13 protein-coding genes and 1 pseudogene are annotated in these 12,091 nt (G+C 71.3%); 13 read left to right on the forward strand and 1 reads right to left on the reverse strand.

Going from position 1 to position 12,091, the window contains the following annotated elements:
- Window positions 1-172: 172 nt before the first annotated feature.
- Window positions 173-2,347 (reverse strand): NsdA family TPR-like regulatory protein, encoded by a 2,175-nt coding sequence (locus V1J52_RS25675; protein ID WP_330142364.1) that lies wholly within the window; start codon window positions 2,345-2,347, stop codon window positions 173-175.
- A 283-nt stretch (window positions 2,348-2,630) separates the two neighbouring features.
- Between V1J52_RS25675 and V1J52_RS25680 the strand changes: the two genes are divergently transcribed.
- The 13 genes and pseudogenes from V1J52_RS25680 (at window position 2,631) to V1J52_RS25740 (ending at window position 11,991) form a co-directional block, all read left to right on the forward strand.
- Window positions 2,631-3,041 carry a 6-pyruvoyl trahydropterin synthase family protein gene (locus V1J52_RS25680; protein ID WP_330142365.1) on the forward strand — a complete coding sequence of 137 codons (411 nt, stop codon included), beginning with the start codon at window positions 2,631-2,633 and terminating at the stop codon, window positions 3,039-3,041.
- Window positions 3,038-3,784 carry a 7-carboxy-7-deazaguanine synthase QueE gene (locus V1J52_RS25685; RefSeq protein ID WP_330142366.1) on the forward strand — a complete coding sequence of 249 codons (747 nt, stop codon included), beginning with the start codon at window positions 3,038-3,040 and terminating at the stop codon, window positions 3,782-3,784. The genes V1J52_RS25680 and V1J52_RS25685 overlap by 4 nt, the downstream gene beginning before the upstream one ends.
- Window positions 3,785-3,836: 52 nt before the next feature.
- Window positions 3,837-4,079, forward strand: coding sequence for a hypothetical protein (locus V1J52_RS25690; RefSeq protein ID WP_330142367.1), 243 nt, complete (start codon window positions 3,837-3,839; stop codon window positions 4,077-4,079).
- Complete coding sequence (gene folE / locus V1J52_RS25695; protein WP_330142368.1) at window positions 4,028-4,471, forward strand: GTP cyclohydrolase I; 444 nt, start codon at window positions 4,028-4,030, stop codon at window positions 4,469-4,471. The genes V1J52_RS25690 and folE overlap by 52 nt, the downstream gene beginning before the upstream one ends.
- Before the next feature lie 39 nt (window positions 4,472-4,510).
- Window positions 4,511-5,041 carry a phosphoribosyltransferase gene (locus tag V1J52_RS25700; RefSeq protein WP_330142369.1) on the forward strand — a complete coding sequence of 177 codons (531 nt, stop codon included), beginning with the start codon at window positions 4,511-4,513 and terminating at the stop codon, window positions 5,039-5,041.
- A complete protein-coding gene (locus V1J52_RS25705; RefSeq protein ID WP_330142370.1) occupies window positions 5,031-5,828 on the forward strand; it encodes a dTMP kinase in 798 nt (265 codons plus the stop codon). Before V1J52_RS25700 ends, V1J52_RS25705 begins: the two co-directional genes overlap by 11 nt.
- On the forward strand, window positions 5,818-6,852 hold the full coding sequence (locus V1J52_RS25710; protein ID WP_330142371.1) for a radical SAM protein: 1,035 nt from the start codon (window positions 5,818-5,820) through the stop codon (window positions 6,850-6,852). Before V1J52_RS25705 ends, V1J52_RS25710 begins: the two co-directional genes overlap by 11 nt.
- Window positions 6,849-7,958: a DegT/DnrJ/EryC1/StrS family aminotransferase gene (locus tag V1J52_RS25715; protein WP_330142372.1), complete on the forward strand. Its 1,110-nt coding sequence runs from the start codon at window positions 6,849-6,851 to the stop codon at window positions 7,956-7,958. The genes V1J52_RS25710 and V1J52_RS25715 overlap by 4 nt, the downstream gene beginning before the upstream one ends.
- A gap of 85 nt (window positions 7,959-8,043) precedes the next feature.
- Window positions 8,044-8,814, forward strand: coding sequence for a dTMP kinase (locus V1J52_RS25720; RefSeq protein ID WP_330142373.1), 771 nt, complete (start codon window positions 8,044-8,046; stop codon window positions 8,812-8,814).
- A complete protein-coding gene (locus V1J52_RS25725; RefSeq protein WP_330142374.1) occupies window positions 8,751-9,536 on the forward strand; it encodes an HAD family hydrolase in 786 nt (261 codons plus the stop codon). The genes V1J52_RS25720 and V1J52_RS25725 overlap by 64 nt, the downstream gene beginning before the upstream one ends.
- Window positions 9,537-9,567: 31 nt before the next feature.
- Entirely contained in the window at window positions 9,568-10,533 is a 966-nt protein-coding gene (locus tag V1J52_RS25730) for a phosphoribosylaminoimidazolesuccinocarboxamide synthase (protein ID WP_330142375.1), read from the forward strand.
- Window positions 10,534-10,630: 97 nt separating this feature from the next.
- Window positions 10,631-11,293 (forward strand): 3'-5' exonuclease, encoded by a 663-nt coding sequence (locus V1J52_RS25735; protein ID WP_330142376.1) that lies wholly within the window; start codon window positions 10,631-10,633, stop codon window positions 11,291-11,293.
- A 55-nt stretch (window positions 11,294-11,348) separates the two neighbouring features.
- Window positions 11,349-11,991, forward strand: a pseudogene (locus tag V1J52_RS25740) (mycothiol-dependent nitroreductase Rv2466c family protein).
- Window positions 11,992-12,091 lie beyond the last annotated feature (100 nt).

Genomic DNA, 12,091 nt, shown 5'->3' on the forward strand with positions numbered 1-12,091 from the left:
AGCCGACGGCGCCTGAGGGCACAGCCTTGCCAGATGCGCGGGCCGACGGCTGCCTCGGCCCTGCGCGGTGTCGAGCACCGCTGGCCGGGCGGCACTGTGGGTTCGGCTCCTGCGGGTACACGGCCGCGGCTGGCCCGGTGCTCGTCGTCCCCTCCTCTGCAGGCACCTACGTTCACGAGCAGAGCGTCCCCAGCACGACACTGATGTGGAAGAGCCTGTCTCCAGGCACGGTGACAGCGGAGCGGGCCGGATACGGCACGACTCTGACGGGCCTGCCCGACAGCTGACACTGGCCCGGCCGCCGCTTGCTCCTGGGAGACGGGCGCCGCACTCGTGCTGTTCGGGCAGCAGCGCTGCGTGCCCCCAGCTCAGTGTGGAGCACGGGCACAGCGCGAGCCCAGAGCACCGTACTGGCTGCGAGCCGCCTTTCGCTGCTGCACTGACGCCCACCGCCCACGCTGCCGCTGGCCGTCTCCCTGCACACCAGCCGTCGGCTGCCCCGGCCCAAGCGGGCAACCAAGCTCCTTCTCGCAGTTGGCAGCCGCTGCCGAGCACTCGCCTGCGTCATCATCCCGGGCAGGCAGCTGATGCCCTCGCGCCAGGTCATGGCCCGCTTACGGAGGAACGGCTGCCCCGGACCGCTCCGGAGATGATCCTGGCCGACAGCGCGCTGGCGGACAGAACCGGTCGGCGCCAGGCGGTACCCAGTACCCGAGCCGGCCCCCGGCCCTGTCCGCGGGCGGGCGCTGACTTCACCGCCCTGCTCGCCCAAGCCGGACTTCCAGGCGTCTTCACGGCGATGCGCAGGCCGGGCACCGTGCCGAAGGCGTTGTCGGGGAGGTCGCCGAGCGTCAGATCGGCACCGTAGAGCGCGGCGACCTTGCGGGCGCGGTCGGCGCGGTGACCGCGGACGGCAGCGATGGCCGGGCTGATCGGCGAGCTTCCCTACAGGATGGGCGTCCTCTCGCTCCACGGCGTCCCAGTCGTACGGAGGCTGCTGCGGGTTCGTGGCGGGTTGTGAGCGGGCGTTCAGGCTGCGGCCTTGGTCAGCAGCTCGGGAACGCCCTCCGCGTCGCTGACGGTCTTGAAGCGCGGGAGGAGCCCGCGGACGAGCTCTACGCAACGGGGGGGCGCCGATCCGGTGGGCAAGCTCCAGGGACTGGGCCGCGACGGCGGCGGCGAGGTCGGGTTCGCCCAGGTCGAGGTGCGTCTTGGCGCGGAATGCGAGGAAGACGCCGCGAGTTTTGTCCCGGCTGGGCGGCAGCAGGGCCTGGCCTTCCTCGATGAGCTGGTGGGCCCGGCGAGTTTCGCCCAGATCGTTGAGGCTCTGCCCGGAGTCGACGGCAAGGTCCGCCTCGGAGAGCCAAGAGCACCACGCGGGAACGGGATCAAGGGCCGGCACGCTGAGAAGGTGCTCGGCGGCACTCAGGGCCCGCAGGGTTGCACGCCTCTCGCCCTGAGGTGCCAGGGCGCGGGCGAGACGGAGGTTGAGCAGGGACCGGGCGGCCGGGTGCCGGGTGCGGGTCAGGGCCCGTTCCAGGATGCGGGCAGCGGTGCGGGGGTCGTCGCGCCAGGAGGCCTGGTAGGCGAGGTCGCTCAGGAGAGCGGCGCCCATGTCGTGATCACCGCTGGCGTGCGCATTGTGGAGTCCGGCGATCCAGAAGCGGCCGGCTTCGCCGTGGCGTCCGTGGTCGAAACGGTGCCAGGCCACGGTCTGGGCGAGGCTGGCGGCCAGGGCGTGGAGCCGGATCCCCACGGCCGGGGAGTAGCGGCCCTGGGCGATCAGGTCTGTCACGGTCGCCAGGTGAGCGTCGATCAGCGGAGCGGTGTGCTGCCGCTCCTGAGTGGCCTGAGCCGTCAACCGCGCGCTGGTTTCCTCCAGCACGGCGACCAGCTCCTCGCCGATGGTCTTGCCCTGGACACGCTCGGCGACTTCCGGCCATACGTCAGTGGTGGCCCAGGCACCGGCCAAGGTGATCAGGGCTGTGGCGGAGATCGCGGACAGGACGGTACGGCGGGATCGATCCATCGATGCTCTCAATGCCTCTCGCAGGGCCGGCACGGTACTGGCGGGCCCCAGGGGAGCCACACCGACGTCAGGCAGCCAGTTTGGCCACGCCTGCACGTCTACGTCTTCAAGCGGGACTCCGAGCACTTCGGCGATGTACTCCTGGGATTCCCGGTCGGGTGTGACCCCGTCGACTTCCCACTTGTAGACGCGCTGTTTGGTGGTGCCGGAACGCAGGCCCCGGCGTTCAGCTGCCGCGCAGATCGCTCGGGCGAAGTCGACGCCGGTCATGCCCCGTGCGGCGCGCACCAGTGCCAGGGGGTGGGTGTTCTTGGCCACTCCGTCATCCAATCAGCAGGAGCCGCGGTGAGCGTAGTCGTCAACAGGCCGGGATGACCGGCGGGATGACCGACAACTCGTGCCGTTGCACGGGCAGTTGAGCGACACTCGATCACCCCAGCGACCTGACGTGCTGGCAGCGCTCTTGACGGCTCGATGCCGGGCTCTTCAAGCCTTTCGGCGGCTGCCCGATGGCTGCTGGAGCTCGGGTGCGCTGGCCAGCGCCTGTGTGGATTCTCCCGACGATCAGAACCGCCTTGCCCCCAGCCCACGAAGGAAGATCATGGATCTCCGTTCCGTTCAGCTGCCGTCCGGCACCTTCACCATTGGCAAGAGGTTCCATTTCGAGGCCGGGCACCGGCTTCCCGGGCTGCCGCCTGAACACAAGTGCGCCCAACAGCACGGACACAGCTACGAGATCGAGCTCGTCCTGACCGCTCCCACCCTGGAGAAGCCGGGCTTCGTCACGGACTTCGGCGCGCTCGCACCGTTCAAGGAGTTCCTGGACGCCGAGCTGGACCACCACAACCTGCACGAGATCCTCCCCTTCGAGCCGACCTCGGAGCGCCTGGCCCAGTTCCTCGCCGGCTGGTTCATCCAGAACGTCCAGCCGACCATCCCTGGCCGCCTGGTCGCCGTGCTCGTGCGAGAGACCGCCCGTAGCTGGGCCCGTTTCGATGTGGAGGGACAGTGACCTCGCTCGAGCCGACGACCGTGGGACGGGCGACGGATGATGCCCAGTTCTGGCTGATCGTCATGGAGTGCTTCGGGGTCGAAGTGCCGACCTTCCAAGGCGAGGGCCCGAGCTGCGGGCATCCTGCCCTGTTCATCCGCTTGTCCCGGTGCAACCTGACCTGCGCGAAGTGCGACACGAAGGAAAGCTGGGACACGTCCCGGTTCGACCTGCGCGAGTGGTCGACGAGGCGGACAGTGGCGGACCTGGTGGCCTGGGCCGCGTCCTCGCCCGTCGAACTGGTCGTGATCACCGGCGGGGAACCGCTGCTCCAGCAGACGCGCCTGGTGCCGCTCGTCCAGGCGCTGCTGGCCGCGGGCAAGCGCGTGGAGTTCGAGACGAACGGCACCATCACGCCGCTTCCCGAGCTGTTGATCGGCAAGGTCCGCTTCAACGTCTCGCCGAAGATCGCCAGCTTCGGTGTGGACGAGGCCAAGAGCTTGGTGCCCGCCGCGCTGAAGGCGTTCGTGGAATCCGGACGAGCGGCGTTCAAGTTCGTCGCGTCCTCGGTGGCCGACCTGGACCGTATCGCCGAGCTCACCGACACACACCGGCTCGCGCCGGTGTGGGTGATGCACGAGGGCACCACCGCGGAGGCGATCACCGAGACGGCCCGCGTCCTCGCGGACGCGGTCGCGGCCCGGCACTGGCACTTCACCACCCGGCTACACGTGCTCGCCTTCGCGAACGCGCGAGGGCGCTGATCTCCCTGCGCTGTCCCCGCCCATTGCCCAGCCCCGGAAGTGAGAGAAGCCCATGACGACCTATGTCGCCGGCCCCGAGCCGGACCTGAGTACCGTCCCCGTGCCCGGCTCCCTCGCCGCAGCCATCGACACCGGCCGGGTCGCCGACCTGATCAGTCAGCTCCTGGTCGCGCTGGGCGAGGACCCCACCCGCGAGGGCCTGGCCGACACCCTGACCGCGTCGCCGCCTGGTGGAGCACCTTCTTGTCTTCGGGCAACACCGCGGTGGCTACCTGCTTCGCCGAGTCCCAGCTGAGCGATCAGCTGGTCATCGTGGGCGGAATGAGCGTGTGGTCGCTCTGCGAACACCACATGCTGCCCATGAACCTGCAGGTCGCGGCCGGATACGTGCCCGACGGGGAGGTGGTGGGCCTGTCGAAGTTCGGGCGGATCGCGCAGCACATCGCTGGCCGCCTCCAGGTCCAGGAGCGCTTCACCCGGCAGCTCGCCGAGCACCTGGCCGACGTGATCGGACGCAAGGACGTCGCGGTCGCCGTACGCGGCGCACACCTGTGCATGAGCATGCGCGGCGTGCGGAGGGAGGACGCCCGCACCACCACGGTGCACACCGGAGGCCGGTTCGCCACCGACCCGGTACTCAATCATCAGTTCGTCACCCTGGCCGCCGCCCAGTGGAACGCGGCCTGATCCCCGACCGGCAAGCAGACCAGGAAGGAGGTGCAGCAGATGACCTCATCCCCGAGGCCGCCCGCGAGCCGCGCTGACCGGCCCGCTCCCCTGTACCTGACGTGGAACGACATCGGCGCCGCGACGCAGGCCCTCGCCAAGCAGGTGACGGTCGGCGGTGTGCCGCAGGCCGTGGTGGGCATCGTGCGCGGCGGCATGATCCCGGCCGTCTGGCTCGCCCACTGCCTCAAGATCCGCGACGTACGGACCGTCGAGGTCACCCATACTGCCGAAGACGGCATCAACGCCGCCAAGACCCCGTTGCCGACCGTCCGCAACCCCGCCTCGCTCGGCGACCTGACGGGCCTGGACGTGCTGCTCGTCGACGACATCGCCGGCAGCGGTGCGACCCTCGCTCATACTGCCGACCTGCTGCGCGATCTGGGCCCCGCCCGGCTGCGCACCGCGGTCATCGCCGTCAACCGGGCCAACTGGGCGCGCAAGGACGAGCCGGAGCGCGCCATCGACTACCTCGCGTCGCTGCACGACACCTGGCTCGTTTTCCCCTGGGAGGAGCAGCATGAGCACTGAAGTCAGCGAGCAGTACCGCCCCCGGCGGGATGACCGAGCCGCTGTTGGTGCGCCGGAGACCAGCGTGATCACCGCCATGGTTCCCGGGGCTCGCCGCGCCGGGGAGGTTCCCGGCCGGCCGCTGTGGGTGAGCGTGGAAGGCATCAATGGGGTCGGCAAGACCACTGCCGTCCGCACGGTGGCCGCCTCGCTCGGCTCGCGGTGCCTGCGACTGGAGGAGCTGACCGACCAGGCCGCCGACACCCTGCCCGGCCAGGTGATTGCCGCCCTCGCCGCGGGCGGGGACGTCTGCCTGCGCACCGGGCACCCGGTCGTCGAGACGCTCGCGCTGCTGGCGCTGAAGTTCCGCGAGCTCGAGCGTCTGACCCCCGAGCTGCTGGAGGGCGTGGAGGTGATCGTCGAAGACCGCGGCGTGGACAGCGTGGCCGTGTGCCAGGGGGCGATCCTGCACGACGAGCACCAGGCCACGCCCGCCCGGGCGGTGGCTGATCAGATCCTGGCCACTGCCCGCCGGTGGCGGTTGATGCCGGACGCCACCCTCCTGCTGACCGGCGACCGGGAGGAGTGCAAGGCCCGGTTCGGCGCACGGATCGGTCGCACGCTTCCGGCGAGCGCCCTGGCGGTGATCGAGCAGACCGACCAGCTGTACCGGGAGCTGGCCGCCGCCGAACCGGACCGGTTCACCGTGATCGACGTGACTGGCCACGGCCCGGAGGAGACCGGCAAGGCCGTCGAGGACACCGTGCGTGCCCTGGTGGCACAGCGGGAGGTCAGCCGTGCGTCGTGACATCACCGTGCTGTGGGCGCTGCGGTCGCCCTGCTCGTTCGGCTGCCCGCACTGCTACTTCGGGGAACTGGCCGACCACAAGGAGGCGCTCCCCGAGGGTCCGGGCGTGCTGTCCCACATCCCTGTTCGCGACCTGGACCGCACCGTCATGGAGGCGTTCGCTCGGTCCCTGGCCGGCTCGCCGGTCGAACGGGTCATCCTGGCCGGCGGCGAGCCGCTGGACTGGCTGCCTACCCTGAGTCTGATCAAGACGATCAAGGATGCCGGATGCGAGGTCGTCGTCGCGACCAACGGCGTGCCGCTCACCCGGCCCGGCATCGCCCGGCAGCTCGTCGAACTCGGCGTCGACGGGGTCTCGGTGTCCCTCGACAGCGCGGACGCAGGCATCAACGACCGGCTGCGGCCGTCCCGCTCCGGCCGGGTCGGCCACCGCGAGGTCCTTGCCGGCATTCGCACCCTACTGAGCGAGCGGGACTCTCGGCCGGGTCCGCGGGTCGGCATCTACACCGTGGTCATGCGCGACCGCCCCCAGGAGATCACCGACGTCGCCCGGCTCGCCTCCGACGTCGGCGTCGACTACTACGTCCCCCAGCCCATCTCCCTGCCTGGCGACCACAAGCTCTTCGCCGAGCGGTGCCACACCCCCGCCGACGTCCCCGCAGTCGAGGACCACTTACGTCGCCTCCAGGCGGACCCCCGCGGACTCGCGATCCCCGACCCCGCCTACATGCGGCAGTTCCTCGCCTCGATCTCCACCCAGGACAGCGGCCGCGTCGAGGAGTGCTTCGGCGGGGCGCAGCTGTTCTTCATCCAGCCCGACGGCTCGTTGTGGGACTGCCCGTCCGACCGGCGGATCGCCGCCACAGCCCCCTCGCAGCAGCGCACGATCGTCGGTGCCGACGCGCGGACCCTGTTCGACGGGCGACCGGCGTGCACGGACTGCTCCCACTTCTCCCGGGACTGCGTGAACATGGGCCCGCTCGTGCTCGGCATGCCCCGCCTCCTGGCGCGGGAGGCGACATGACCGGCCTGCCCCCGCTCCCGGCGGCCGACCTCGGCGGAGGCATGGCGGCCGCGCTGGCCGCCATGCCCGACCCCGCCTGCGCCGAGTTCACCGGCCGGTTCGAGCACGACCTCACCCGAGTGCTCGACCGGCGGCACGCGGTCGCGGTGTCCTCCGGCACGACCGCCCTGCACACCGCCTTATCCGCGATCGGCGTCGGGCCCGGCGACGAGGTCCTGCTGCCGGCGCTCACCGTCGTCATGACCGCCCAGCCGGTCGTCCAACTCGGCGCGACGCCAGTGTTCGTCGACAGCGACCCCAACACCCTCGACCTGGACTACACCGACGCCGCCTCCAAGGTCACGACCCGGACCAAGGCGATCGTCCCGGTGCACCTGTGGGGCAGGATGGGCGACCCAGCCCGCCTGCGCGCCTTCGCCGCACAGCGGGAGCTCACCATCGTCGAGGACGCCGCCCAGGCCGCAGGAACCTCGCGTGCCGGAGTTCCGGCTGGCGCAGCAGGCGCGGCCGGGCGCTTCAGCACGAAGGACGGCAAGATCCTCTGGAGCGGCGAGGGCGGCTTCGTACTGCTCGATGATCCTGCTCTCACCGCCCACGCCCGGGCCTTGCGCGGCCACTGGCTGACGCCCCCGCCCGGCCGCCGTCCCCAGGAACGGCTCGGGCTGCCGGGGCGGATGCCGGAGCTGATCGCGGCGCTCGCCCAGGCCAACCTGCGCCGGTTCCCCGCCCTGCTGGAGCGCCGCCGCGCGCAGACCGCCTACCTGCTGCGTGCCCTGGCCGGTGCCCGCGGTCTCACGCCGCTCCAGCCGGCGCCGGACGAGACGTGGAACCACTACTCCCCGCTCCTGCGTATCGGCCTGCCACGCCCCCGGGCGTTCGCCGAGCACCTCGCCCAGCTCGCCGTGCCCAGTTCCACCGGCAGCTTCCGGCTGGTCCCGTGCGACACCCGGCCCATGTTCACCGGCGGTGAGCGGGCCCCGTGCCGCGGTGCCGCCCAGATCCTGGACCGCACCCTCGCCCTCGTCCTGACCGAACGCGACGACGAAGCGGTCCTCGACCGCTACGCCGCCGTCATCATCCGGGAGGCCGCCGCATGGCACGCGTGACCGGCTTCCTCGAGCCCGCACCTGCCGGAGAACTGCGTCCGGCAACCCGCCGTCCCCGTCCTCGTGTCCGAACGGAGAGCGAAGCATGACGACCACACCGGTAGGCCCCCCGTGCAGCCGCGGCCCGCTGATCTCCGCCGAGGGCCTGAACGGAGTCGGCAAGACCTACCTCACCAACCGTGCTGTCGAAGTCCTCGCGGTCAAGCCGCTGATGCTGGACGAGTTCTCCCAGCGGGCAGGCGGGCGCCCCGGGCTCGGGGAGGCTCTGCTGACCTCGCTGCGCCAGGCCAGCGCCGGGGACCCGTTCCTGCGCGGCGGCACCCCGATGGCCGAGGCCCTGATCCTGATGGCCATCAAGCGGCACGACCTGGACACCGTCCTTTCCGACCTGGCTAGCGGGCGGACCGTCGTCGAAGGCCGCTGCGTGGACACCACCGCGGTGTGCCAGGCGCTGTTGCTGCACCCCGGTGACATGGATGCCGCCCTGAAGACGGCGATCGACCTGCTGGACCTCGCTTCCTCGTACCGGCCGCTGCCGGACCTCACGATCCTCGTCACCGACGACGCCTCGAAGGCCCTGGAGCGCGCCCAGCGGCGCGACCGGTGCGTCTTCACCGGCGAGCAGGCGGACTTCATGCGCGTGGCGGGCGAGCTGTTCGAACAGCTCGCCGCCACCGACCCGGCCCGCTACCGGGTCGTGGACCGGCGAAGCGTCGACGAGTACGAGGCGGCCGAGCAGATCCGGGCGTGGATCCAGGGCGCCGGCGGTGCCCTGTCCTGCCTGAAGGAGCCGTGGCAGGTGCCGGACGCGGCGTGCATGTGCTGCGGCCGGCTTCCTGCCGCAGCGGCGGCATGAGCCCGGCCGCCCAGCACCCGGCCTGCCCTGGCGGCCGGGCCCCGAGAAGCTGCGTACCCGCGATCGGCGAAGAGGTCCAGGCTCTGCTTCTCGACTTCGACGGCACCCTCGCCGACACCCGACGCGGGCACGAGGACGCGCTGCACGCGGCTCTCCAGCCATACGGCGTCGCTCTGGACCCCGACTGGTACGGCCAGCACATCGGCCTGTCCATCCACGACCTCCTGGCGGTGCTCCCCGGCGACCGGGCGCTGCCCCACGACGAGATCATCCAGCGGAGCCGCGCCCATCTGCTGGCCACCGTGCACACGATCACGCCCATCCCGTGCATCGTGGAGCTCCTGCAGCAGGCACGGCGTGCCGGGCTGCCCTGCGCCGTAGCGTCGGGCGCCAGTCGGCTGCTCGTCGACCCGGGGCTCGACGCCCTCGGCCTGAAGGACGCGTTCGCGGCCGTCGTCGCGCGCGAGGACGTCACCCACGGCAAGCCGGACCCGGAGCTGTTCCTCACCGCCGCCCACCGTCTGGGTGCCGCACCGGAGCGCTGCCTCGCGGTCGACGACGCGCCCGACGGCACGGCCTCCGCCCGGGCGGCGGGCATGCAGGTGCTCACGGTGGTCGACGGCCAGCTGGCCCCCGCCGGAGCGCGGATGGAGCCCGGCACAGCCGGTCCGGCCTCCGCCCGGCCCGCGGCGGCGCCCCGGTCCGCAGATCCCACCCGATGACGGCGCGAGGCCGTCGCACCCGAGGAGCACGATGCCCGTCCTGAACTCGACCAAGAACCTGCACGTCATCGAACCGCCAACCGCGAAACGGGAAGGCGTCGGCGTCTTCGAGTACACCGACCACTACACCGTCTTCCACTACGGCCGGATGCCGGATGCCATCCCCGGCAAGGGCGAGGCGATCTGCCGCATGGCCGCCTTCAACTTCCGTCTGCTGGAGGAGGCCGGCGTACGGACGCACTTCCGCCGCTTCATCGCCCCGAACCGGATCGAGTTCACCCTCGCGCGCCTCCCGGAGCAGGCCGCCCGCCCTCTGACCCCGGCGTCCGGCAACTACCTGCTCCCCCTCCAGGTCCTCTTCCGCAACGAGCTCCCGCCCGGCAGCTCCGTCCACCGGCGCCTGGCCACTGGCGACCTGGCCCCGGCCGACGTCGGGCTCGATGCGATCCCTCCGGTCGGCGAGAAGCTGAAGCAGCCGCTCATCGAGTACGCGACGACACGAGACGACGTCAACCGCTTCCTCACCCCTGCCCACGCCCAAGACCTCGCCGGCCTGGACGACGAGCAGTTCCAGGCCCTGCGCGAGATCACCTTCAGGGTCAACGCGGTGCTGACCGGGCACGCGGACAAGCTCGGGCTGAGCCACTGCGACGGCAAGGCTGAGTACCTGATGAGCAGCGATCAGCAGCTGGTGCTCGCCGACAGCCCCGGCACACCGGACGAGAGCCGCCTGATGCGGGACGGTGTGCACTGCGGCAAGCAGGTCCTGCGGGACTGGTACGTACGCTCCGGGAACGAGATCCCCACCGGCAAGCTGATCGCCGACGGCGTGCCTCGCAGCCAGTGGCCGCAGCCCGCCTCGCTCCCGCCGGAGTTCCTGCCGGTGATGACGGACCTGTACCGGTCCCTGAGCCAGACCTGGACGGGCGAGCAGCACCAGGACGCGCCAGATCTGCTCGCTGCGGCACGGGCCGTCGCCGACCTCACCAACCGGTGACGGCCCATCACGACCCCTTGCGCTCGGGCACGCTCGCCGCGGCCCGTGCCGCGGCGAGCGGGTGCGACGGAACCCACGAGATGGATGAGATGAACAGATGGGCGAGCTGACCCAAGACCCGGCCTTCCGGGAGACGACCTTCGTGGTCATCGACTTCGAGACGACGACCCCCACCGGCTACCCGGCCCAGCCCATCGAGGTCGCAGCCCTCGTCCTGCGCTGCCCGGACGGCCGCTGGAGCACGACCGGCCGCAGCGAGTCCCTGATCCGGCCGCCCGCGTTCGCCCCGGTGACCCCGGCGGACACCGCCCAGACCGGCCTGACCGCCGAGCAGCTCCAGACGGCCCCCACCCCGGCCGAGGCGCTGGGGGCACTGGACCGACGGCTCACGGCCGGCACCCCCTACCTGCTGGTGGCCCAGCACGCGGCCACCGAAGCCGGCGTCATCCACCACCAGGCCGAGCACTGCCCCACGCTGGCCCGAACCAACTTCCTCGACACGATCCCGCTGGCCAAGCGCCTGATCCCGGACCTGCCGAACTACAAGCTCGACACGCTACTGGCGCACTTCGGCATCCCGCAGCCCCCGGACCGGCACCGGGCCGCCGCCGACGTAGAGGTCACCGCGAAGGTCTTCCTCCAGCTCATCAGCGCCGCCGACCAAGACCCACGGCTCACCACCCTCGCGGCCCTGGTGAAGGTCGCCGGCCGCACCGCCAAGCACAACCTGCCCGTCCAGAGCGGGCTGTTCGACGTCTAGCCCAACCGCAGAACGACGCCATGCAGAACCCCTCGGAGATTGGACGGCATCCATCATGACGACCACGGAAGAGATCCGCGGCGACGAGGTCCGCGAGGTCCCCTTCTGGTTCGATCCGCTGTGCCCCTGGGCGTGGATCACCTCGCGCTGGCTGCTGGAGGTGGAGCAGGTCCGGCCGGTGCGCGTCGACTGGCGGATCATGTCGCTCGCCTACCTCAACCTCGAGCAGCGCGAAGGCAAGGGCCTCAGCGAGGACTACCGCAGGCTGATGGAAACGGCCTGGGGGTCGGTGCGGGTCTGCGCCGCCGCCGAGCACGCCGGCCGGCCCGTGCTGGGGCCGCTGTACACCGCCATCGGTACCCGGCTGCACAATCAGCGGCGCCGCGAGGACCCCAGGGTGATCACCGAAGCCCTGGCGGAGAACCGGACTGCCGGCCTCGCTGGCTTCGGCGGCCACCAGCACCCAGTTCGACCACCTCATCAAGGAATCGCACCACGAGGCGTTCGACGATGTCGGGCTCGACGTCGGAACCCCCCTCCTGCGGATCGCCGGTACGACCCTGTTCGGCCCTGTAGTCACCCCGGCCCCTCGCGGCGAAGCGGCCGGACGGCTCTGGGACGGTTTGCTCGCCGTGGCCGCAACGGACGGCTTCTTCGAGCTCAAGCGCACCCGGGACCGCAAGCCGTCCTTCGAATGAGTCGGCGCCCCGGCCCGGCGTGCGCGCCGTACGGCTGAAGCCACCGACGCCACAGCCGACCGATCTGCCCCCGGGCCAACACCGAAGCAGAGGAGACCGC

It is taken from the genome of Streptomyces solitudinis (genome assembly GCF_036323765.1).
Classification (GTDB): domain Bacteria; phylum Actinomycetota; class Actinomycetes; order Streptomycetales; family Streptomycetaceae; genus Streptomyces.